The organism is Bradyrhizobium sp. UFLA05-89 (genome assembly GCF_059803475.1).
Window position 1 is genome coordinate 39,566 of sequence record NZ_JBANBA010000052.1, and the last position, 20,474, is coordinate 60,039.

Genomic DNA, 20,474 nt, shown 5'->3' on the forward strand with positions numbered 1-20,474 from the left:
ATGCTAACCGAGACACAAAAGGCGAAATGGCATCAGGATGGATATCTTCGGCTTGAAGGCTTCTTTGATGCGCCTACACGCGACAAGATCTCTGACTTCGTGGACGGCGTCGCGCGCTGGGATGTGAGCGTCGACAAGTGGATGATGTGGTTCGAGAAAACGGCCGATGATCGCAAGATCATCTCAAAGGTCGAGAACTTCCTGGACTACCATGGCGCTCTACGCGAAACGCTGCTGGCCGACGGCCGCCTTTGCAACGCGATCGAGACGCTACTCGATGAAGACGCGCGAATGCTAAAGGAGCTGCTGATCTTCAAGTACCCTGATAGCGGCGGGTATCGCCCTCATCAGGACATATACCATATACCCCACAAGCTCCCCGATCGGATGGTGCACGCCATAGCGGCCGTTGCCATCGACGATTCGGCTCCGGACAATGGAGGCCTATTCTTCACGCCGGGTCGCCATAAGGAGGGAGTTTTCCCCATGGATGCCGGCGGCGTCATCAATCCGGACGTGGCGGAGAGCTTTGAATGGGAACCAGTGCCGTGGAAGGCTGGCGACGTCTTTATTTTCGACGACTACGCGCCCCACTATTCACTCCCGAATAAGAGCGATCGCTCTCGCCGCACGCTCTATTTGGTGTTCCAACGCGCCTCTACCGGCGGTCCTGATCGTGCCGAATACAATCGCATGAAACGCGCCTACAACCCGCCAGAGGGGAAGGTCGCTGACCCTGAGAATCTAAAGACGCCTAACGGTATCTTCTATCGCGAGTGATCGCAGCCCATAAGGAAAGACTACGTGTACACCAAGCAGATCGATCGCTCCCTGATGCGAACCGAATATGGCGTGCTGGTTTGCCGCTTGCTGGAGCATTTACCGGATGATCTCAGCCCCGAGTTCGGCGCCTCTGTCGTTGAGGTCGCCCCCGGTGGCGCGGTCGATCTGCACGCCCACCATGAACACGAGCTATGGCTGTTGATTTCAGGTCAGGGAGAATTCGAAGCTGACGGGCAGACGCGGTCGGTGAACGAGGTGACATTGTTCTACATGCCGCCACACCAGAAGCACGCCATCCGCAATGTCAGCCAGGAGAGTACTCTTAAGTTCCTCTCTATCTGGTGGGATTGACATGCGCACCTATTTCGTATGTCCCGCTCCCCCCTGTCCTAATGGCAAATTACATCTCGGTCACGTTGGCGGCGTATATTTGCTCGCCGACATCTTCGTACGCTTTCAGCGCCTGGCCGGCCACCGCGCGCACTATATCACCGGCGCGGATGAGCACGGCACCTATACGCTTGTAAAGGCACGAAAGCTCGGCCAACCCGTTGGCGATGTTGCACAAAAGCACATTGACGAGATCCTGCAGTGCCTGCGTGCCATACACATCACGCCCGATGTTTTCGTTCGCACATCCAGCGAGATACACAAGGAGAATGCGCTCGCGATCTTCCGCGAGCTGCAGGAAGCCGGTTATGTCGAGGTCCGCAATGGTGTTCAGCTCTATTGCGAGCATTGCGACGAATTTGTCGCGGACTCGCTGGCAGCTGGGAATTGTCCCGCGTGCGGCTCTGCGACCGACAGCAACTTATGTGAGAACTGTGGCCTCGCCATTCGGCACGACGCCTTATGCAATGCCCGTCACGTCACCTGCGGTCACAATCTTATACTAAGGCCCATTGAGCAGGCGGTACTCGATACGCCTCGCCTTGCAAAGGCTCTGAACACAGCTATTGGAGAAAGTGCCTGGCCCGAGGTCATTCGGGATAAGGCGCGCGCTTGGCTGTCCAGCGATATGCATGGCTTGCCGATGTCGCGCCACTTCAGTCATGGTGTGGAGTTACTCGAGCCCGAACCGTTGTTCGGCCAAACCCTGCTCACATGGTTTGAGGGCCTGTGGTGCTTTGACACCGGAATTCGCGAACAATGCGCCAATGATTTTCTGGGCCCAGAAACAACCTTGCACGACCCCAGCACCCGGCTTGTGTTTTTCATGGGCCAGGACAACCGCTTCTACTATACGGTAGGTGTCTCCGGCGCCCTGCTCGCGCGCGGCTACCCGATCCCCACCAATCACTCCATCCAGGATTTCTACAAGCTCGAAGGGGAGAAATTTTCCACCAGCCGTAACCATGCGCTTTGGGCCGATGAAGTTGCGCGCGAGGTAGACCCCAATGTCGTTCGCTATGCGCTCGCTCGAATTGCGCGGCCATTCGGCAGAGATGAAAACGAATTCGACGTTGATCAGCTGATCAGGGCGGCATCACATCTTCGGGTCTGGGAAACGGCATTACGCCAATATGCCAATAATGCACGCACATTGGACAGCAGGCGTCTCAGATCTCGTCTGCAAATCCTCGCTCAGCGTTACGCTGATGCGATCGAGGAGCTCCGATTCTGGGATGCGCTTGATGTCGTTGATACCTACTTCCAGGTAGCCGATTTTGCGCGTGACGACAGCGGCATGTGGAATCCAGCGCAGATCTCGCTGTTCCTGAGCCTACTCTATCCTGTGGTTCCCGAGCTAGCGATCCGATATGGCCGCCATTTCTTTGGTGCCGCATGGCAGCCATCCTTCGGCAAACCTGCTGCAAAAGCTGGCCTGCCACCAAAGGTCGACTTCCCGCGTGTCAGCACAGCGATACCCGCGAACTTCATCGCAGCTTACAACGAACGTTTTCGACCACAACAGGCTAAGCAGATTAGCGGAATTTGAACGACAAAGCCATGAACTCACCTGTCTCTAACCGCAGCTCTCTGGCGCAGAGCTTTGCACCCTTCAGCTACTCAACTGCGAAGCACGCCATCCATTTCGGGTATGGGCTTCCCGATCCGGCGATGTTCTCAGAACTTGCCTGGCCGGACGCATTGAGCCAAAATACCGGTGTCGCCACCGCCGATCTGCTTCAGTATACGGATGCGGTAGGTTTGCCCAAGCTCCGAGAAAAGCTCGCACAACGTTATAATGTGCAGCAGGACCAGATTATCCTGACCGCTGGTGCTTCACAGGCTCTGCAATTGATCGGCGACGTCTGGCTCGACCCGGGAGATGTCGTCCTGACCGAGGACCCGTCCTACTTGGGTGCACTGCGCATCTTTTCGATCGCGGGGGCAACCATTCTCCAGCTTGGGATGGGCGCCGATGGCGTCGATCTGAACGAACTCGAACAGACCTTGCGTCATAATGCCCGCGTGAAACTTTTCTACACGACGCCAGCATTTCATAACCCGACTGGGCGCCAGATGTCGCGTCCCCATATGACCCGCCTTGCAGCGATGCTGGCCCAATATGGCGTGGCACTTGTCCAGGATCTCGTTTATGCGGAGCTGCCCTACGACGGCGAAGTTGACTGGCTGCCACCGGGCGGTAACGTCATCAATATCCATAGCATTTCCAAGGTCGCCGGACCGGGGTTACGGGTCGGCTGGGTGCTTGCGGACACGGATGTCATCAACAGACTGGCGCGCCTCAAATGCGACGGCGGCGTCAGCCCTATCGTCAGCAATATCGCCTTATCGTTGCTGCAATCGGACGCGCTCGATACGCACATCGTGCGATTGCGCCAGCATTATCGTGCCAAGCGAGACAGCATGCACGCGCTGCTGCAGCGGAGCCATTTTTGCGATTTAGAATACCTCCTTCCAAGCGGAGGTTTTTCGTTCTGGGTACGGCTAGCTGCAGGAATTGAGGCTGAGACTTTCATTAAGGCTGCGTGCTGCGAGCATGACGTGCATCTTAGACACGGCGGAGATAATGGCCCACGAAGCGGCCATTCTGTACGCCTGTGCTTCAGCTATCTCCCGACAACCCTAATTGAAGAGGGCATAGCGAGATTGGATAAATTGCATGCCAAGCTGTACGGATTATCGTCACGCACATCTTTCGAAGATTGACGGTTCAAACTGGTGAGATACGCCGTTTTTCTGGCCAGCTGCGACATGCACCTCAACATGCATTCGAGCTTGAGCGGCACCCGAACGGCACTCCGGCGGGGTGACCTTTAACGTCTGGCAACAATAAAAATCGGTCATGAGCGCGGCCCAAGTGACGACCAGCCGCCCGAAGCGTTGAGGCCAGACGCACCAGCAACTCCGGCCAGGCCAAAAAGAAGTCGAGATCTTAGCCAATGGCGGCGAGGATGACGTTTTCGCGCCAGCTTCATAGCGGTCGATATGTCAGCGGCCAAGATGGCCGTCGGCCTCCATGTGACCAATCTACAAGCTCAATGGCGAAGTGGCGCCTGAGCTCGCGCTTGATCCCGATGACGAGGCCGCGCTTCTAGCCGAAGATCACGACAGGACGCGGGTTTTCCGACGAGATAGCTACCTCGTCAGCATGTCGGACGCGATGAGCAACTGGTGAGATTTCGGCGGTAATTTGAGATGCCGCCGAAACCTGTAGCCATCAAACGGTCAGAGTACACCTTAGGTGCAGCACGGGCTGGCCCAGTGGAGCGCAGCCCGAGATGGTGACGATGAAGTGATTTGACGCCGAACCGATATGGCTGAGGCTTCCTCTTGCTGATGTACTCGATCTCCGGTAGTTCCGTCGCTGCTTTTTGCTGTGCGCGCGACTACCGCCGATGTCCGAGCGGAATGCCTAACTTTAGCGCCTTCTGACGCAATGAACCGACGCTTCGCTTTGTAAGCTTTGAAATTTTCGTAACGGGTGTTTTCGCCCTCGAGTGTGCGCGTAGTTCTTTTACGTCCGCCTTCGTGTACTCGCGACGGACAATCTTCTTGTTTTGCGTCTTGGCCATAACAACTCCGTTGGCATTCTTACGCACATCTAGCAGGAATGAAATGAAACTGCCAAGCGCGTGTGAGTTGCAACACGACGCCTCCTCATGTGTCGAATATCCCACAGTTTCTTCCAAGCTTGGAAGCGCGCGGCTCCCAGATGGAGGCTTAATCTCGCCCCCGGGGCCGCGGCGAATATGTCATCCGTAAGCAAAAATCTGACGCAACCGATTGATTCTGCGCGAGCTCAATGCCGAATGAGTGTTGGCAAGACCTATCTCGAGAGGCTTGCGTTCGGTCCCGATCTCGCAGTGGTCGAGATCGCCGAAATTAAGAGCAGCAGTTTCAGCCCCGGTGTTTGCCAGATCGGGGTGAACCTCGCTTTAAGTCTTCTCGTCCAGCCAGCCAATTTTGCGTTTCAGGAATTCGAAGCCGAGCACCTGAAAGGCGGCATGCTCCTTGTTGTCCCTGCCATAGCCGTGCCCGCCGCCGTCCGGCTCGTAGAGATAAGCCTCATAGCCCATCCCCTGGAGCTTGGCGACCATCTTGCGGGCGTGTCCAGGATGGACCCGATCGTCCCGCCGGGTGGTGGCGATCAGGATCGGCGGATAGTCCTGCCCTGGCTTGGCAGTATGGTAGGCGGAATAGGTCTTAAGCCATTCCCACTCTGCGGGCTTGTCGGGATCGCCAAATTCCGCAATCCAGCTCGCGCCCGCGAGCAGCTTGGTGTAGCGGCGCATATCGATCAGCGGGATGGTGCAGAACAGGGCGCCAAAACGCTCGGGGTACCGCGTTAGCATATTGCTGATAAGAATGCCGCCGTTCGATCCGCCCTCGGCCGCGATGCGCTTTGCCCTCGTGACGCCGCGGCGGACAAGGTCGGCCGCGACGCTTGCGAAATCATCATGGGAGAGCCGCTTGCCCGCTAATCGCCCGGCATCGTGCCACCGCGTGCCGAACTCGCCGCCGCCGCGCAAATGTGCCTGCACCGTGGTACCCCCGCGCTCGAGCCACAGCTTACCGAGCGCGGAATTGTAGTACGGCTTCACCGAGATGCCGAATCCGCCATATCCGCTCATATGGACGGGCGCTTCGCCGGTCTCACCTTTGGGGCCGGTCTGCACATAGGGAATGCGCTCGCCGTCGACCGAGATCGCTTCATGCTGGGTGACCACGAGACCATCAGCGGTAAAGGTCTTAGGCGCCTCCTTCAGCAGGGCTGGACGGGCGACGCCCCGCTCCAAGAGCATCATGAAGGGAGGCGTGAGCGGATCCTGGATCTTGGCCAGAAGGTCACCATTGCCCTCAGATGGATCGCGATCAAGTGGCCAGACATCAACGACGCCGATATCGGGAAGCAAGTCCAGCTGCTCGCGGCTCCAGGTGGTGGGGGATGGCGTACAGATCTCGAACACCGGCCGGAGTTCGTCGAGGATGGAGAGGACGAGTTTGCCATGGACCCAGAAAAATCCCTGCAGTGCTCGTCGCGGCCTCGCCACAAAAAGGACCACGAAATTGCGCTTCCCGGCAAGAAAGTCGGTCAACGATATGCCGATCAGGGTATCAGCCGGGTAGATCACTCCGGCAATTGTCGCAGCCGAGCGGAGCTTCACCGCGAGCCAGTCCTGATGCGCCTGCAGCCAGATATCGGTGGGAAGATCGAGCTTGACGTGCGCCCCTGCTTCGGTTCCGAGCCATGCGTGGAAATTGAAGAAATCCAGCTGGTCGGTGAACCAGACGCGTTGCTCCCGTCCGGACGATCGATCCCGCAGTTGACGCCCATGCGATCGGGCGACGTCTCGAACACCACCGCCGCACGCTCGATGGGTTCACCGCGATGCCACAACCGTACGGTCCTCGCATAGCCCGACACTGTCGACATGTCCTCGCCATAGGCGCTGGACAACAGCAGCGTGTCCGGATCAACCCAACTTACGCTACTCTTCGCTTCCGCCAGCACAAAACCGTCAGCCACAAAGCTCTTCGTGGCCAGGTCGAATTCGCGCAGCGTCACGGCATCACTGCCGCCCCGCGATAGCGCGGTCATGACGTGCGAGCTACCGGACAGCATGGCGGTCCAGCTCAAAAGCCAGTCGTCGTTCTCGGTCGCCGCGAGCTGATCGACGTCAAGTAGAGGATCCCATGATGGCTCAGGCTTTCGAAATTCTTCTAAAGTGGTCCGACGCCAGAGGCCCCGTGGATTCTTGACATCTTTCCAAAGATTGTAGAGATGGTCGTCGTGCCGGCTGACATAGGGAATATTGTCCGGACGGTCGTAGATCGAAGCCAGCGCGTCGCGATCCCGCGCGAATGTCGCGCCTCCAAACACCTGCAGAGTTTTGCCGGTCTGTTGCTCGACAAACTCGAGCGCTTCCGGGCCTTCTATCTCTTCCAACCAGAGATAGGGATCATCATCAGGGGCTGAGAGTGTTGGCTTTCCACCCCTTGGCGCTGACGGCGAGCTTGCTTTAGACACCGTTCACTCCAATGTTAGCAACAACTGCGCCCTCGATACGTCATCGAGGCGGGCATGAGGTTTCCAGCCTACAACCTGACGCGGCACTAGATTCAAGCTCATTCTGTGAACTACAATTGCGTAGCGAATGTCCGCGGCTTAGGGCCTGGCACGGTCTAAGAAGCTGGGCGCATCTCCGCATTTGGAAGAAGGCTGCAGGCGATCCTGTTTGTTCAGATCGCCACATTATGTGAGATCGCCGACGGATAAACTTTCAATGCCGCGTGGCCCTCGCTCGCCTGATTGACTTCGGGACCAAGTCCCCTCTTGCTAAAGCCGATTGATGGGCCGGCAAGCTATCGACTTGGAATTCACAGTGCGCCCTGTAAACTCGCATACTATCCTGATTTCTTCAGCGTCAACTTGACGCTATCTGCACCAACTGTGCGAAGCAATGGAGCTTCGTCCAAAGGGCATGTCGCCGACAATGCTCGACATCTGCCTCTGACATAAATTCATCGGGAGCGTTTTTCCGCGGATGGCGTCGTGCGGTCCACGCAAATCCGCCTCCCTATGCATCGTATGACCGCCAATCACTTTTCACAGAGCACCCTGTATCTGTTCGGGCCTATGAACATGCGCATCGTAGCCGACAGTGATTGCTAAGGCAGGTGCGGTCGCCATCGCGATGAGACGCGCGGACCTCCGAACGAGCTGTCCCCCAAATTTGGCAACTGATTCATAACCGAGGAGCCAAATCGCGCGCCCCAATCCTCGTCGGGCGCAATCCCGCGGGATCCCGTGCAAGAACGCGGAGCGTCGGACACTCAGCAACACCCGAACACCAGGACACCTAGTTTCGGAGAACGTACATCACCGTCAAACACTCGTGCAAACCGGCACAAGGGGTGGCTGGCTTCATAGAGACGCCCATCTTGCCAACCGTGTCCCGGTGACTGCCGCGATGTCAGAGATCCAACAACTGGCAGTACTATTCCCAATGGCACGCCGTTAGCGACGCTGTTCTCTCGACAGGCTAGATCCGCATCGCATGCCGTGATCGGCACGTCCTTTGCTGAGATGAGGACGAAAGCCCCGCAGCCAAGGCTGCACGCAACGGGCGGCGCTAGGAGTTCCCGATGAAACCAGCTCAATTGTCGTATCACTGCCCGCCTATTCAGGCCAGGCTTTCCCATTGTCCGCGGTGCTTGGCTCGCGCCTACGGTCGGGGGACCTTTTCGTGGTAATCGCGACCAGCGAGACGTTTGCCGAGGCATGTGGCTATCAGCTACATCTTCGGCGTTTGCGAACAAGCCACAAGGTTTTGGTCGCGTGCCTTTCCGGACTCTTCGCCGTCCCACTGCGTGGGGTAAGCGGCTGCCGCAAGCAGAGTCCACCATGCGCGAGATAAAATCCAAGAGCAACGCAGCTTCCCAGAGCCGTTTGTCACGATGGATCGCATTTCTCTACGGCGTGCTCGCCTACGTGGCTTTCCTCGTCGCAATTCTATATGCGGTAGGCTTCGTGAGCGGCCTCGTCGTACCGAAAACGATTGACACGGGGCCTGGCACCTCGCTCGTCGAAGCGCTTTCCATAAATACGCTGTTGATCGCTCTGTTTGCCATCCAACACACCGGCATGGCGCGCAAATGCTTCAAGAATTGGTTGACGCGATGTGTCCCGAAATGCGTTGAACGAAGCACCTATGTGCTAATGGCGAGCCTGTGTCTGCTGTTGCTATTCTGGCAGTGGCGTCCCATATCGGCAATCGCATGGCAAGTCACGGACCCCGATGTGTCGGTCATGATCGGGACGGCAGCGTTCCTTGGCTGGGTGCTGATGTTCACCAGTACGTTTTTGATCGATCATTTTGAATTGTTCGGACTACGGCAAGTCACGGCCAATCTCACGGGCCAAGGCCTACCGGAGCCGCAATTCCGGACGCCCGTGTACTACCAATTTGTGCGACATCCCATCTACCTCGGCTTCATTATCGCGTTCTGGGCCGCGCCCGTCATGACGATCGGGCATCTGCTCTTTGCAATCGGGGCAACCGCTTACATCTTTGTCGGAATTTTCTTCGAAGAGCGAGACCTCCTCAAGCTGTTCGGGAGGCAGTATCGCCAATACAGAAGAAACGTTTCCATGCTCATTCCCTGGCCCAAATCGGAGGAAAGCGATTAAGTCAAGAAGACCCGACCACGCGTCGTCAGGCACACGGCCGCTAGGATCCGAGAGACGAAACATCCACCCCCGGCAGCTCTGTATCGCGAGGGCGCCGTTTTCTCGGCACTCTGACTTTCGGCGCTTCGCCGCACGCAGCAAAGCGTCGCGCCGAGCAAGTCCGACCCAATGAACGAGCTGCAATGGCCGTTTTCGCGCACCTATGTCATGAACCAGCTAAGCGACGGAACCGGAGCGACACACTTGAGCAACATCTCGAAAGGTCTGATCAGGTGGCCTCAATACTCTAATCGCACAGCATGAGAAGCAACTCGTCACGAAATTCAAGGACCTCATCGAACTTCGAGTTCCCAAACGATCCGGACGTGGCCCCCTGGGCTCGTTGGTCGGAAAATATGCATATCTTTGACACGCAGCTTACTCTCATCGATCAAGCTCACAACGTGCCCAACATCTCCTTGGTCAGAGAAGAGCACATACATTACGCCCTTCTCATTTAAGCGGAGGTGCGCTCCTGCGAGAACCGCCGCCATGACTTGGTAATCTTGATCGAAACACGAGCGCTCGAGGTCATCCCTTGCTTCGCGATTCCAATAGGGGGCAGCAAAGAGAATGACGTCGAATTTCTCTCCGGATTGCAATGCAGAATAAGTGTCGCTATGGCGTACGTCGGCTTTACTGGCGTAACCTAGTCGCTCGATATTTATCTCCGTTGTGCGCACGGCTTGCGGGTTTATGTCGAGAGCCACGAGGCGCCCTGCGCCGGCACGGAGCGCAGCGAGCCCTAGCACACCTGATCCACATCCGAGATCGAGTACCGTTGCGTCATGTTCGATGCGCCATTTCGACATTAAGGCGTCCGGACCGTGACTTAGTCGTGGTGACAGAACGCCTGGCAGGATGTGCAGGGGCATGCCGCTCACCTCCACATCGTGCGGCAGTTCGCATAGCCGCAGTTCGGCTAGCATTGCGTCCACGTCCGTCATTTGGCACCGTGCAGATGCGCCTGCCCACGTACTCATTTTAACGCTCCATCTTTGGGGGCAGACGTCGTCGCGGGCCGTCGGGACCCACCTGCGTATCGGCCAGACGTTTAGCGAATTGCTTCCTGTTGTCGCGTTGATCGCCCGCTAGGTCTCGATGCGAGCGATGCTACTAGACCAAAGCGTACAACTTCACGCAGCGTCAGATTCAAGTCGATTCTTTCGAGTAAATGTTGCGCCGCAGTTACAGCAATTCGTGTTGGTGCTGTTATGACGCGCGAGGCGGGGGCACTCTAAGGAAATGAAGCTCGAAATGAAAAACTTGTTGCTTATGACTGCGAGCATCGTCGCACTCAGCGTTGCGGCGCCTGCGTTCGCCGCGGATCTCGCGGCACAGCCCGTCTACACCAAGGCGCCGCCGCAAGCCGCGCCGGTCGCGATCGCAGCCTACGACTGGAGCGGTTTCTATGCTGGCATCAACGGCGGTTGGGGTTCGAGCCATAATTCCTGGGATTTTGCAGGTACAACCCCTGAGGGCTCCCACGATGCAAGCGGCGGCACGGTCGGTGGGCAGATCGGATATCGCTGGCAGATTGGCCAGACAGTGCTTGGCGTCGAAGGCCAGGGCAACTGGGCCGATTTCAACGGCTCCAATGTCAGCGCTGCCTTTCCGACCAACAGCAATCACACAAGGATAGATGCGTTCGGCTTAATCACTGGTCAGATCGGTTATGCCGTTAGCAACGTACTGCTATACGCCAAAGGGGGCGCCGCGGTCGTGGGCAGCAGCTATCAGATCAACTCCGTTCCCCCAGGGACGCAGCTTGGGAGCGCGGACACTACGCGTTGGGGGGGCGCCGTTGGCGCTGGGCTTGAAGTCAACCTCACGCCGAACTGGTCAGCTGGCGTCGAGTACGACCACGTGTTCATGCCGACCAGCGACGTGAACTTCACGGCCGCCGGTGGTGGTGCGCTTGGGAACGATCGCATCCGCCAGGATTTTGATCTCGTGACCGCGCGGGTCAATTACAAGTTTGGCTGGCCCCTGGTTCTCAAGTAGCGGTCACCTGATCTTCAATCGGCGATCGAGAGCCCCGGCCGTTGGCCGGGGTTCTTTGTCGAGATATTCCTCTGCATGCAACGGTCACCTAAGCACCTTTTGTGCTTTGCGAGAATTTCCGCGTTAACGTAACTCAGGTCCGCTCTGACGGCCCACGGATGCGTTGCTGAAGTAGTGCTGAGCGACACCGCCTGCGCAAATCGCCAGCATGTAATCGGTCCGGAAGATTTTCGGTCTAGACGGTAGATTTGTCTCGCCCTCAGTGATCCAGCGTCGAACCATCGCCGAAACCACCACCGCGGTACTCCCGTGTTCCGACTTTGACTTTGAAAGCTTCGACACACAAATACTTTGGCGTTCAGCAATCAAGGCGCCGTAACAGGCAGGCAATCTCCCATTGTGCTCGGCGAGGCACTCTTACACCACTCTTCGGCATGATCTGGAACGTTGCGATGATGCATGCCTCTCAATATCCCCCGCAGCGCTCGGTTACTACGAGGGGTATCTTACTCAATGGCTTGCGAAAATCAGATGGATCTCGCCGCCAATTTTCGGCAGCATCATCGTTTGGCGTCGCTCAGCGAAATCGCTGACGCACGCGCATTTCGCACACGTGAAGATCGAAATAGCCAGGCATAGGTCGATCGACCCGCCGTTGCCCCTTGTGATCGGTGTGTTGCGTCAAGTCGCGCTCGGCAACAGCAGTCCAATAAGTCATGTACCAAGGCATGCTGAGACTAGGTTCAGCGGCAAAAGCGGCAGCTTTATCGCGGTTTTCAAGTCCCAGTTTTCTGCAGAAGCTTCTCTCGCAAAGTATATACCTGGGTGATCTATTTTGAAAGCCATTCGCACGCGCCTACCTTTGTGTAGAAATAGATGGGACCAATCAGAATCAGTCAATGCATCTCCCGCTAAGTGATCTTGTCGAGCACGCCAGGTATTCACCAGGCCAGGCAAAGCTGGTCTGCTACCACGGCCGATCGAATAGCAGCACCAATCAGTCGGAGTCACTACCCAGTAGACGTTCCCCGAGATACATGGCGACAAACGCAGCCGCGGCGGTACCGCGAGGCCGCTCCTTTGCAGATGCCAAGGTGGTCCTGCGAGGAGACGCCACACCAGCTACGCGAACATTGGTGTTGCCGCTGCAGTCACCGAAAATTCAATAAGACCAAGACGAAGGGCCTTTACAAGACCTTGTGTCCGGTTCGCTGTCCCGAGCTTTCGTATTGCGTTCTTAAGATGGAAATTCACCGTATTTTCGCTCACGCTCAGTATCTTCCCGATTTCCCAGGACGATTTGCCCTCCGCCACCCATCGCAGGCAATCCTTTTCGCGCTCTGATAAGGTCACTTTCCTATCGCTAGCGCTGTCTAAAGGTCTTGCGACCTCCGCAAACGCAACATGAAAATGCCAAGCCAACGCGTTGAGACGCATCACATTCCGCTGAGGATTGGCATCTTCAAAACGGGATGCGAACGATACCACGGATATACGGCCTGATGGCCCAAATAGTGGCACGCTGATGCCGTGCTTCAGGCCCGCCTCTCTGGCCTCTTCGAGTACACGTTGTTCACATGCCTGAAGCTGATATTCCTTGGCCAGCTGGTCCCATAGAAACGGCCCCGCATACATCGGAGTCCGCCGGACCACCGGATCGACCGTATAGTACTTGCGTTCCAAATAGCGCTGGCACCAGTCTGGCGGAACCTTCATGGCTATAAGAGGCGGTGGGCACCCCGGCAGACGAAGCGGCTCCGCGAAGGTGAGTGCTCCGTAAGCGACTTCAGTGAAGCCCTCTTCGCTCGCACAGCTCACAAGCAGATCAAACAGCGCTTTGAGAGATTGCGTTTGATTAGCGCATTCGACGAAGCTGAAGAGATTCATGTGGCGCCTCACGCGATCGGCAGAAGGCCGCTATTGCGCCGTTCGACTGACTTATTCAGACGGAGCTTGGGCTATTCCCGAACTGCTCCAGCCATTGCGATCGCGCGAATGCGGCGATACCTGCGGATCGAAAGCGGCTGTAAGCGCAGGTAGGAGCTGCACACGATGGCGACACAAGCGAAGTCGGATTTCCACGCGTTTTCGCGGGTTTGGACGACGGCATTCACATTAGTTCTCCCTCCGCCCCAACGATGGTGAATCGCGCAGGCAACGCTTGCACCCGTGTCACGCATACACTGAACGACCTTGGTGGTCTCCCTGATCCGCCAGTCCGGCGTCCGCCGGCTGCTCGATAGCCCGTGCGGCAATATTCCGCGCCCCACTTTTGGCCAATTGCGTGAGCTGCAGTGCGCAGGTCCGCCTGATGCCGGGCTCCAGCTGCTTGAACTCAACCTCGATGATCTTCTGGAGAGCGAAGATAAGCTCGGCCGGGCTATATCTCCTGCAAGTTCTTGTAGATCGCGGCCACCTGCGTATAGCTGATCGACAGTGAGCCGGCGTCGGCGAACCCGGGATCTGCGAAGAGCACGGCGGGCTCGGATAGGGACACCGCCTTGGGTAAGGACTCCGATCCATCTGCAGGTTCTACTGTGAGGACGGTAATTTCGCCGTCGAACTCCTCGCTCAGGTCCAGCCCCTCCAGCAAGAGCCGTTCGAGCCAACCGATGATGGTCACCGCTCTGGCGCTCGCTGTTATTGGCGAGAGGCCGCACGCGAATTCGAGTGGACTCGGGAACCTGCTTAATGCAAATGACGCTGTGCATGCACTTCTCCAAGTACCTTCACAAGGGACTGAGATGAGACCAGCAAGTGTCATACCAGTCGCCCCCCACGCGAAACTCAGTTGTCAGACAAAACTTCGAGGATCGTCCGGCTTTAACCGAATTGAAGCACTGCGACACACGTCGGAATTACGACAACGCCGTTTGCATCAGCCGCGACATCCGTGGATCTGGCTCGAGACTCTCCCGGTCTAGGACGGCATACGATTTCCTCCTCGCATTTCAAAAGGCTAACCGCGTGAAAACTGGAACCGCACGGTCGCGAGCAATCAAAAAAGCTTTTACCAGTCGACGCCGGACGATTCATGCATCTCCGCACCCTTTGAGCCCGTCGCAAGGCATCATGGTCGTCGACCAACACCAGGCCCGACATTCTTTGCCTTCGATTGTCGACATCGAAAGCTTTGCGCTCCAGTCAACTACCAGCGTTAGCAATTGATCGAGACGACGGAGGTGTGCCAATCAATACTTATCCAAAGCCGCGCGGGTCACGCCTCAGGAAATTCGGCATGCAACATAGATCAGTTCGCGCAAACGGACCCGATCCAGCCACGAACTCGCCGCCAGCCGATATGCTTCGACCTCAGGTTTGCTCGAACAACGACCTCTCCTTTCTCATGGAAGCCCATGATGGGCTTTCGGGAGCAATCGCCCAGCGCGCAGGCTTCAAAGGTTTGTGGGCTTCAGGCCTGTCTATCGCCTCCTCTCTCGGCTACCGCGATGCCAATGAGACTTCATGGAGCCAACTCGTCGAGGTGGTCGAACGCATCGTGGACTCGACCGATCTGCCGGTGCTCGTTGACGGCGATAGCGGCTTCGGAAACTTCAATAATGCGCGTCTCCTTGCACGCAAACTCCTGCAATGTGGGGCTGCCGGTCTCGCGCTCCAGGACAGCTGTTTACCGAAAATTAACTCATTTGTCGGCGAGCGGCATGGCAGCGCCGACATCGATGAGTTCTCGTGCCGTCTGCGGGCAGTTAGGGATGCGGTTGGATAAGGCTTGGTTCTCGTGGCGCGGATCGAAGCGCTGATTGTTGGTCGTCCTATGGACGAAGCGGTTTCGCGCGCTCACGCTTACGCTGACGCGGGAGCCGACGCGATACTCATTTACTCGCGAAAGAGCACTGCGGACGAGATCCTTAGATTTGCGAGTGCTTGGCAGAATCGACTGCCCATCGTGATCATCCTAACAAAGTACTATGTTGCCAAACCCACCGATGCTTACCACTAGCGAGCCGTCTGCCCATAGAGCTCGCTGTTCAGCTGAGCCACGCGTCAACGACCGATTGACAGAAATGACTCAAAACGGCCGCACTCTGGATGCCGCCAGGGACGTGCTGCGGAAGTACAACGGGCTCTGGTTTTACGACGACTCCTACGTCATCTCGCGCCGGCGTGACTGACATAATCCAAAAGTAAACATCGCAAACGACCGCCCAACGGGGCGGGACAAGGGGTTACTGATGCGAGCGTCCTATCTCTTCACCAGCGAGTCCGTATCTGAAGGCCATCCGGACAAGGTCTGCGACCGGATCTCCGATGAGATCGTCGATCTGTTCTACCGCGAGGGGCCGAAAGCCGGCATTGACCCGTGGCAGATCCGCGCCGCCTGCGAAACGCTTGCGACCACCAACAAGGTCGTGATCGCGGGCGAGACCCGTGGTCCCGCATCGGTCACCAACGAGCAGATCGAGAGCGTCGTGCGCGGCGCGATCAAGGACATCGGCTACGAGCAGGAAGGTTTTCACTGGAAGACCGCGGATATCGAGATCCTCCTGCATCCGCAGTCGGCCGACATCGCGCAGGGCGTCGATGCGCTTCAGCCGGGCGAGGTCAAGGAAGAGGGCGCGGGCGACCAGGGCATCATGTTCGGTTACGCCACCAACGAGACGCCCGACCTGATGCCGGCACCGATCTTCTACGCCCACAAGATCCTGCGGCTGATCTCCGAAGCGCGCCACTCCGGCCGCGAGAAGGTCTTGGGCCCGGACTCCAAGAGCCAGGTCACCGTGCAGTACGAGAACGGCAAGCCGGTCGGCGTGCGCGAGATCGTGGTTTCGCACCAGCATCTGGTCGAGGACATCTCGTCCAAGCAGATTCGCGACATCGTCGAGCCCTATGTGCGCGAGGCGCTGCCGAAGGACTGGATCAACGGCAAGACCATCTGGCACATCAACCCGACCGGCAAGTTCTACATCGGCGGTCCCGACGGCGACACCGGCCTGACCGGCCGCGAGATCATCGTCGACACCTACGGCGGCGCGGCCCCGCATGGCGGCGGCGCGTTCTCCGGCAAGGACCCGACCAAGGTCGACCGTTCGGCCGCTTACGCAGCGCGCTATCTCGCCAAGAACATCGTGGCCGCAGGGCTCGCTGATCGCTGCACGCTCCAGCTCGCTTACGCCATCGGCGTGGCGCGGCCGCTGTCGATCTACATCGATACGCATGGCACCGGTAAGGTCTCCGAGGACAAGCTCGAGAAGGCCGCAGCCGAAGTGATGGACCTGACGCCGCGCGGCATCCGCAGCCATCTCGACCTCAACCGTCCGATCTACGCGCGCACCTCGTCCTACGGCCATTTCGGCCGGACGCCCGACAATGAAGGCGGCTTCTCCTGGGAGAAGACCGACCTCGTCGAGCCGTTCAAGCGCGCGGTCTGATCAATTCCGTCATTCCGGGGCGCCGCGCCAGCGGCGAACCCGGAATCTCGAACCTCTGGATTCCGGGTTCGCGCGTTTCACGAGCGCCCCGGAACGACTTTTTCAAACAACAGGAAGCTCGACATGAACGCGAAGCCCGGCTTCACCGATTACATCGTCAAGGACATTTCGTTGGCCGATTTCGGCCGCAAGGAGATCTCGCTCGCCGAGACCGAGATGCCCGGCCTGATGGCCACCCGTGAAGAGTTCGGCCCGAAGCAGCCGCTGAAGGGCGCGCGCATCGCCGGCTCGTTGCACATGACGATCCAGACCGCGGTGCTGATCGAGACGCTCGCAGCCCTCGGTGCCGACATCCGCTGGGTCTCCTGCAACATCTACTCGACGCAGGATCACGCCGCTGCCGCGATCGCCGCGGCCGGAATTCCCGTCTTCGCCGTGAAGGGCGAGACGCTGACCGAATACTGGGACTACACCGCAAAGCTGTTCGACTGGCATGGCGGCGGCACGCCGAACATGATCCTCGATGACGGCGGCGACGCGACCATGCTGGTGCATGCCGGCGTCCGCGCCGAGAAGGGCGACACCGCCTTCCTCGATAAGCCTGCTTCCGAGGAAGAGGAAATCTTCTACGCCTTGATCAAGCGCCTCCTGAAGGAGAAGCCCAAGGGTTACTTCGGCGAGATCGCCAAGAACATCAAGGGCGTCTCGGAAGAGACCACCACGGGCGTGCATCGCCTCTACGAGATGGCCAACAAGGGCACGCTCTTGTTCCCCGCCATCAACGTCAACGACAGCGTCACCAAGTCGAAGTTCGACAACCTCTATGGCTGCCGTGAATCGCTCGTCGACGGCATCCGCCGGGGCACTGACGTGATGATGTCGGGCAAGCTCGCGATGGTCGCGGGCTTCGGCGACGTCGGCAAGGGTTCGGCGGCGTCGCTGCGCCAGGCCGGCTGCCGCGTCATGGTGTCGGAGGTCGACCCGATCTGCGCGCTGCAGGCGATGATGGAAGGCTATGAGGTCGTGACGATGGAAGACGCCGCGCCGCGCGCCGACATCTTCGTCACCGCCACCGGCAACAAGGACATCATTACCATTGAGCACATGCGCGCGATGAAGGATCGCGCCATCGTGTGCAACATCGGCCATTTCGACAACGAGATCCAGATCGCGGCTCTGCGCAATCTGAAGTGGACCAACATCAAGCCGCAGGTCGATGAGATCGAATTCCCGGACAAGCATCGCATCATCATGCTGTCGGAAGGCCGCCTCGTGAACCTCGGCAACGCCATGGGTCATCCGAGCTTCGTGATGTCGGCGTCCTTGACCAACCAGACGCTGGCGCAGATCGAGCTCTGGGCCAACAACAAGGACGGAAAGTACGAGAAGAAGGTCTACGTGCTGCCGAAGTCGCTCGACGAGAAGGTCGCCCGCCTGCATCTCGCTAAGCTCGGCGTCAAGCTCACCGAGCTGCGCAAGGACCAGGCCGACTACATCGGCGTCAAGCAGGAAGGTCCGTACAAGTCGGATCGCTACCGCTATTGAGTGACCCAATTTCGGATGTGGCACAGACCGGGACGTAGCATCGATGAACCTCGGTAATGCCGTAGGCGTCGCTCAGTCACCTCTCGTGGGCCCCGGAAACCGCGCTCGTAGCAATCAGCTCGTTTTTGCTATGTACAAGCAACAGATATCACGGACAATGTGAAAACGCTCAATTCACAGCACCAATCGGACACACAACGTGAGCGAAAAGTCGTCCTCCTGCTGCTTGATCCTTTGAAGAAGCTAGGGGTCAGCACACGCTTCGATAGTTGTGAAAGGATTCTCATGATGAAGCTATTTGAGTCTCCTTCTTGGAGATCCGCAGCGTCAACCGTGTTAATTGGACAAACTCGTCGCGGCAGCTGGGTGGTCTGCGAACAGAACGGACTTTTTGGCGGGCTGTTCGTGAACCGCACACAAGCGTTCAAATACGCGCTATCCAAAAATGTCAAAAGTGTAGACACTATCGTCGAGCTGCCGCCCGCTATGGAAATCGACATTTTGCCGGACGGAGCGGGACATCTAGGTACCGCCGCAAGTTGGGCGCCGCACGGCATGACTGACGTGTAGAGGCCGCCCATGCTGCGCTCAGCTATCCAAGGGACTAACGGTCCCGATCGCCCTGGATGAAACGGCAATGGCAGCATGAAGGAACAGGTGCCCGCGCTCTTGCCCCGGCTCTTGATACATCGATGAGGCTCTCCTGCAGGGTAAGCGCTGTTCAGGGGGCACCTACCGGATGAGGGGTTGATCTGAGTGTTCTGCGATCGATTTGGACCGTTAGGCTTAGAATGCACACAGTGCGTAGTACTATCATGGAGCCCGTCCGGCGGCTGGAGGTCTTCACCGGAGCTGGTCGTCGGCGGAAGTGGAGCGGCGAGGACAAGGCACGTTGTCACCGCAGCAATTGTTCGGCTGGCGACGTCAGTTGAGAGATGCCATCGGCGATCAATCCGGGACGGACGAAGTACAGTTTGTGCCGGCGGTGGTGGATGCAGTGGTGCCGACACCTTGCTTTAGCCGAGAGCGCAAGGTGATGCACTGTAGGCCCAAGGTGGACGCCGGGATCATCGAGATTGAAGTGGACGGCATAACGATCCGGGCCGGTCGATCGTGCGGGCGAAGGCATCCCGGTGATCGGCCCGTCGGATGCTGTCCGGGTGATGGTGGGGACCAAACCGGTAGACTTCCGCAAGGGGATCGAAGGGCTTGCGACCTTGGTGCGTGAGAGCATGCGGGCTGCCCTAGGGCGGCGCACCTGCCGCGGATCGAGTTCGTGGTCGATATCGAGGACAAGAGCTGTCCCTGCTGCCATGGCGAGTCACACCGGATCGGCGAGGATAGAAGCGAGCGACTGGACCCGGTCCCGGCGCAGTTCCGGATCCTCGTGATCCGGCGGCCCAGTCGCAAAGCCGATCGACCGATCGTTCATCTCGCGGTGATGGATTTTGTCCACGATCCGGTCGGCGACGGGACACAAGCTGCGCGTGCTCACGATTGCGCCACTTTCTCCCGCTTGTCGCCGGTCCTGCAGCCACGGTTCACCCTCTGCGGCGCGACGTTGTGGCGAACTCGCGCTACGGATGAAGTCCGTTGAGCTTCGCCGACCAGCTTTAAATGATGAAATGTGAGCGTCATCCAGGGACCACGCTCTGAGGGCTAATCTGGTCGGTTAGGAAGATCTCGTGGACTGAATCATCACGAGGTCTCGCCATGTCTAAGGATAGCCGTAAGGATAGCGATAGGGATAGGGATACGCCTATCCTCAAGGATTTTTCTGACACGCTGCAGCGTGTCGAGATCATCACTGGGACCGGCCGGCGCCGGCGCTGGTCGGCCGATGCGAAGGCGGCGATTATCGCGGAGAGTTTTGCGCCGGGTGCAAGCGTGTCCGCGGTGGCGCGGCGACACGACATCAGTCCAAGCCTGTTGTTTCTGTGGCGTCGTCAGACGACGCGGGTGCAGGTCGCAGAGCACGAGGCCGGAGACGTGCCACCTGGCTTTGTGCCGGTCGCGATCACCGGCTGCGGGGGTGAATTGCCGTCGCGCGAGGAGCAGGCGGCAATCGAGATCGAGGTCGGCGCGGTTCGCATCCGTGTCAGGGGAATGGT

14 protein-coding genes and 3 pseudogenes are annotated in these 20,474 nt (G+C 58.2%); 12 read left to right on the forward strand and 5 right to left on the reverse strand.

All coding sequences use genetic code 11. From position 1 onward, the window contains the following. Genes SO139_RS25045 through SO139_RS25060 form a run of 4 tightly spaced genes read left to right on the forward strand, consistent with a single transcriptional unit; the run spans nt 1 to nt 3,900 of the window. Complete coding sequence (locus tag SO139_RS25045) at nt 1-780, forward strand: phytanoyl-CoA dioxygenase family protein (RefSeq protein WP_498540737.1); 780 nt, start codon at nt 1-3, stop codon at nt 778-780. A gap of 24 nt (nt 781-804) precedes the next feature. After that, the gene (locus SO139_RS25050) at nt 805-1,134 is read left to right on the forward strand and encodes a cupin domain-containing protein (RefSeq protein ID WP_449382492.1); all 330 of its coding nucleotides are present in this window, start codon (nt 805-807) and stop codon (nt 1,132-1,134) included. A gap of 1 nt (nt 1,135) precedes the next feature. Further along, on the forward strand, nt 1,136-2,722 hold the full coding sequence (locus tag SO139_RS25055; protein WP_498540738.1) for a class I tRNA ligase family protein: 1,587 nt from the start codon (nt 1,136-1,138) through the stop codon (nt 2,720-2,722). Nucleotides 2,723-2,733: 11 nt separating this feature from the next. Continuing rightward, the gene (locus tag SO139_RS25060; protein ID WP_498540739.1) at nt 2,734-3,900 is read left to right on the forward strand and encodes an aminotransferase-like domain-containing protein; all 1,167 of its coding nucleotides are present in this window, start codon (nt 2,734-2,736) and stop codon (nt 3,898-3,900) included. A gap of 1,229 nt (nt 3,901-5,129) precedes the next feature. Here the strand turns inward: SO139_RS25060 and SO139_RS25065 are convergent. After that, a pseudogene (locus SO139_RS25065) lies at nt 5,130-7,222 on the reverse strand (prolyl oligopeptidase family serine peptidase). Nucleotides 7,223-8,599: 1,377 nt separating this feature from the next. Between SO139_RS25065 and mddA the strand changes: the two are divergent. Next, nucleotides 8,600-9,385 (forward strand): methanethiol S-methyltransferase, encoded by a 786-nt coding sequence (mddA, locus tag SO139_RS25070; protein ID WP_498540740.1) that lies wholly within the window; start codon nt 8,600-8,602, stop codon nt 9,383-9,385. Nucleotides 9,386-9,717: 332 nt separating this feature from the next. Here mddA and SO139_RS25075 read toward each other — a convergent pair whose 3' ends face one another. After that, a complete protein-coding gene (locus tag SO139_RS25075) occupies nt 9,718-10,371 on the reverse strand; it encodes a methyltransferase (RefSeq protein WP_498540741.1) in 654 nt (217 codons plus the stop codon). Between the two features lie 310 nt (nt 10,372-10,681). Here SO139_RS25075 and SO139_RS25080 point away from each other — a divergent pair, with 310 nt between their 5' ends. Continuing rightward, complete coding sequence (locus SO139_RS25080; RefSeq protein ID WP_498540753.1) at nt 10,682-11,428, forward strand: outer membrane protein; 747 nt, start codon at nt 10,682-10,684, stop codon at nt 11,426-11,428. Nucleotides 11,429-12,550: 1,122 nt separating this feature from the next. Here the strand turns inward: SO139_RS25080 and SO139_RS25085 are convergent. Beyond that, nucleotides 12,551-13,315, reverse strand: a complete 765-nt coding sequence (locus SO139_RS25085) for an autoinducer binding domain-containing protein (RefSeq protein ID WP_498540742.1) — start codon at nt 13,313-13,315, stop codon at nt 12,551-12,553. 493 nt (nt 13,316-13,808) lie between these two features. Then, complete coding sequence (locus SO139_RS25090; RefSeq protein WP_498540743.1) at nt 13,809-14,051, reverse strand: hypothetical protein; 243 nt, start codon at nt 14,049-14,051, stop codon at nt 13,809-13,811. 678 nt (nt 14,052-14,729) lie between these two features. Here SO139_RS25090 and SO139_RS25095 point away from each other — a divergent pair. From SO139_RS25095 to SO139_RS25110, 4 genes and pseudogenes are all read left to right on the forward strand, one after another. Further along, nucleotides 14,730-15,383, forward strand: a pseudogene (locus SO139_RS25095) (isocitrate lyase/PEP mutase family protein); the annotation flags it as partial. A gap of 238 nt (nt 15,384-15,621) precedes the next feature. After that, a complete protein-coding gene (gene metK, locus SO139_RS25100) occupies nt 15,622-16,818 on the forward strand; it encodes a methionine adenosyltransferase (protein WP_498540744.1) in 1,197 nt (398 codons plus the stop codon). Between the two features lie 123 nt (nt 16,819-16,941). After that, complete coding sequence (ahcY, locus tag SO139_RS25105) at nt 16,942-18,363, forward strand: adenosylhomocysteinase (RefSeq protein WP_498540745.1); 1,422 nt, start codon at nt 16,942-16,944, stop codon at nt 18,361-18,363. 285 nt (nt 18,364-18,648) lie between these two features. Next, nucleotides 18,649-18,933, forward strand: a complete 285-nt coding sequence (locus SO139_RS25110) for a hypothetical protein (RefSeq protein ID WP_498540746.1) — start codon at nt 18,649-18,651, stop codon at nt 18,931-18,933. Between the two features lie 325 nt (nt 18,934-19,258). Here SO139_RS25110 and SO139_RS25115 read toward each other — a convergent pair whose 3' ends face one another. Then, nucleotides 19,259-19,678 (reverse strand): hypothetical protein, encoded by a 420-nt coding sequence (locus SO139_RS25115; protein WP_498540747.1) that lies wholly within the window; start codon nt 19,676-19,678, stop codon nt 19,259-19,261. Between SO139_RS25115 and SO139_RS25120 the strand changes: the two are divergent. Continuing rightward, a pseudogene (locus tag SO139_RS25120) lies at nt 19,616-19,765 on the forward strand (IS66 family transposase zinc-finger binding domain-containing protein); the annotation flags it as partial. The gene SO139_RS25115 and the pseudogene SO139_RS25120 overlap by 63 nt on opposite strands. 311 nt (nt 19,766-20,076) lie before the next feature. Continuing rightward, nucleotides 20,077-20,474: IS66-like element accessory protein TnpA (gene tnpA / locus SO139_RS25125; protein ID WP_498540748.1), on the forward strand; the 398-nt coding region annotated here is incomplete at its 3' end.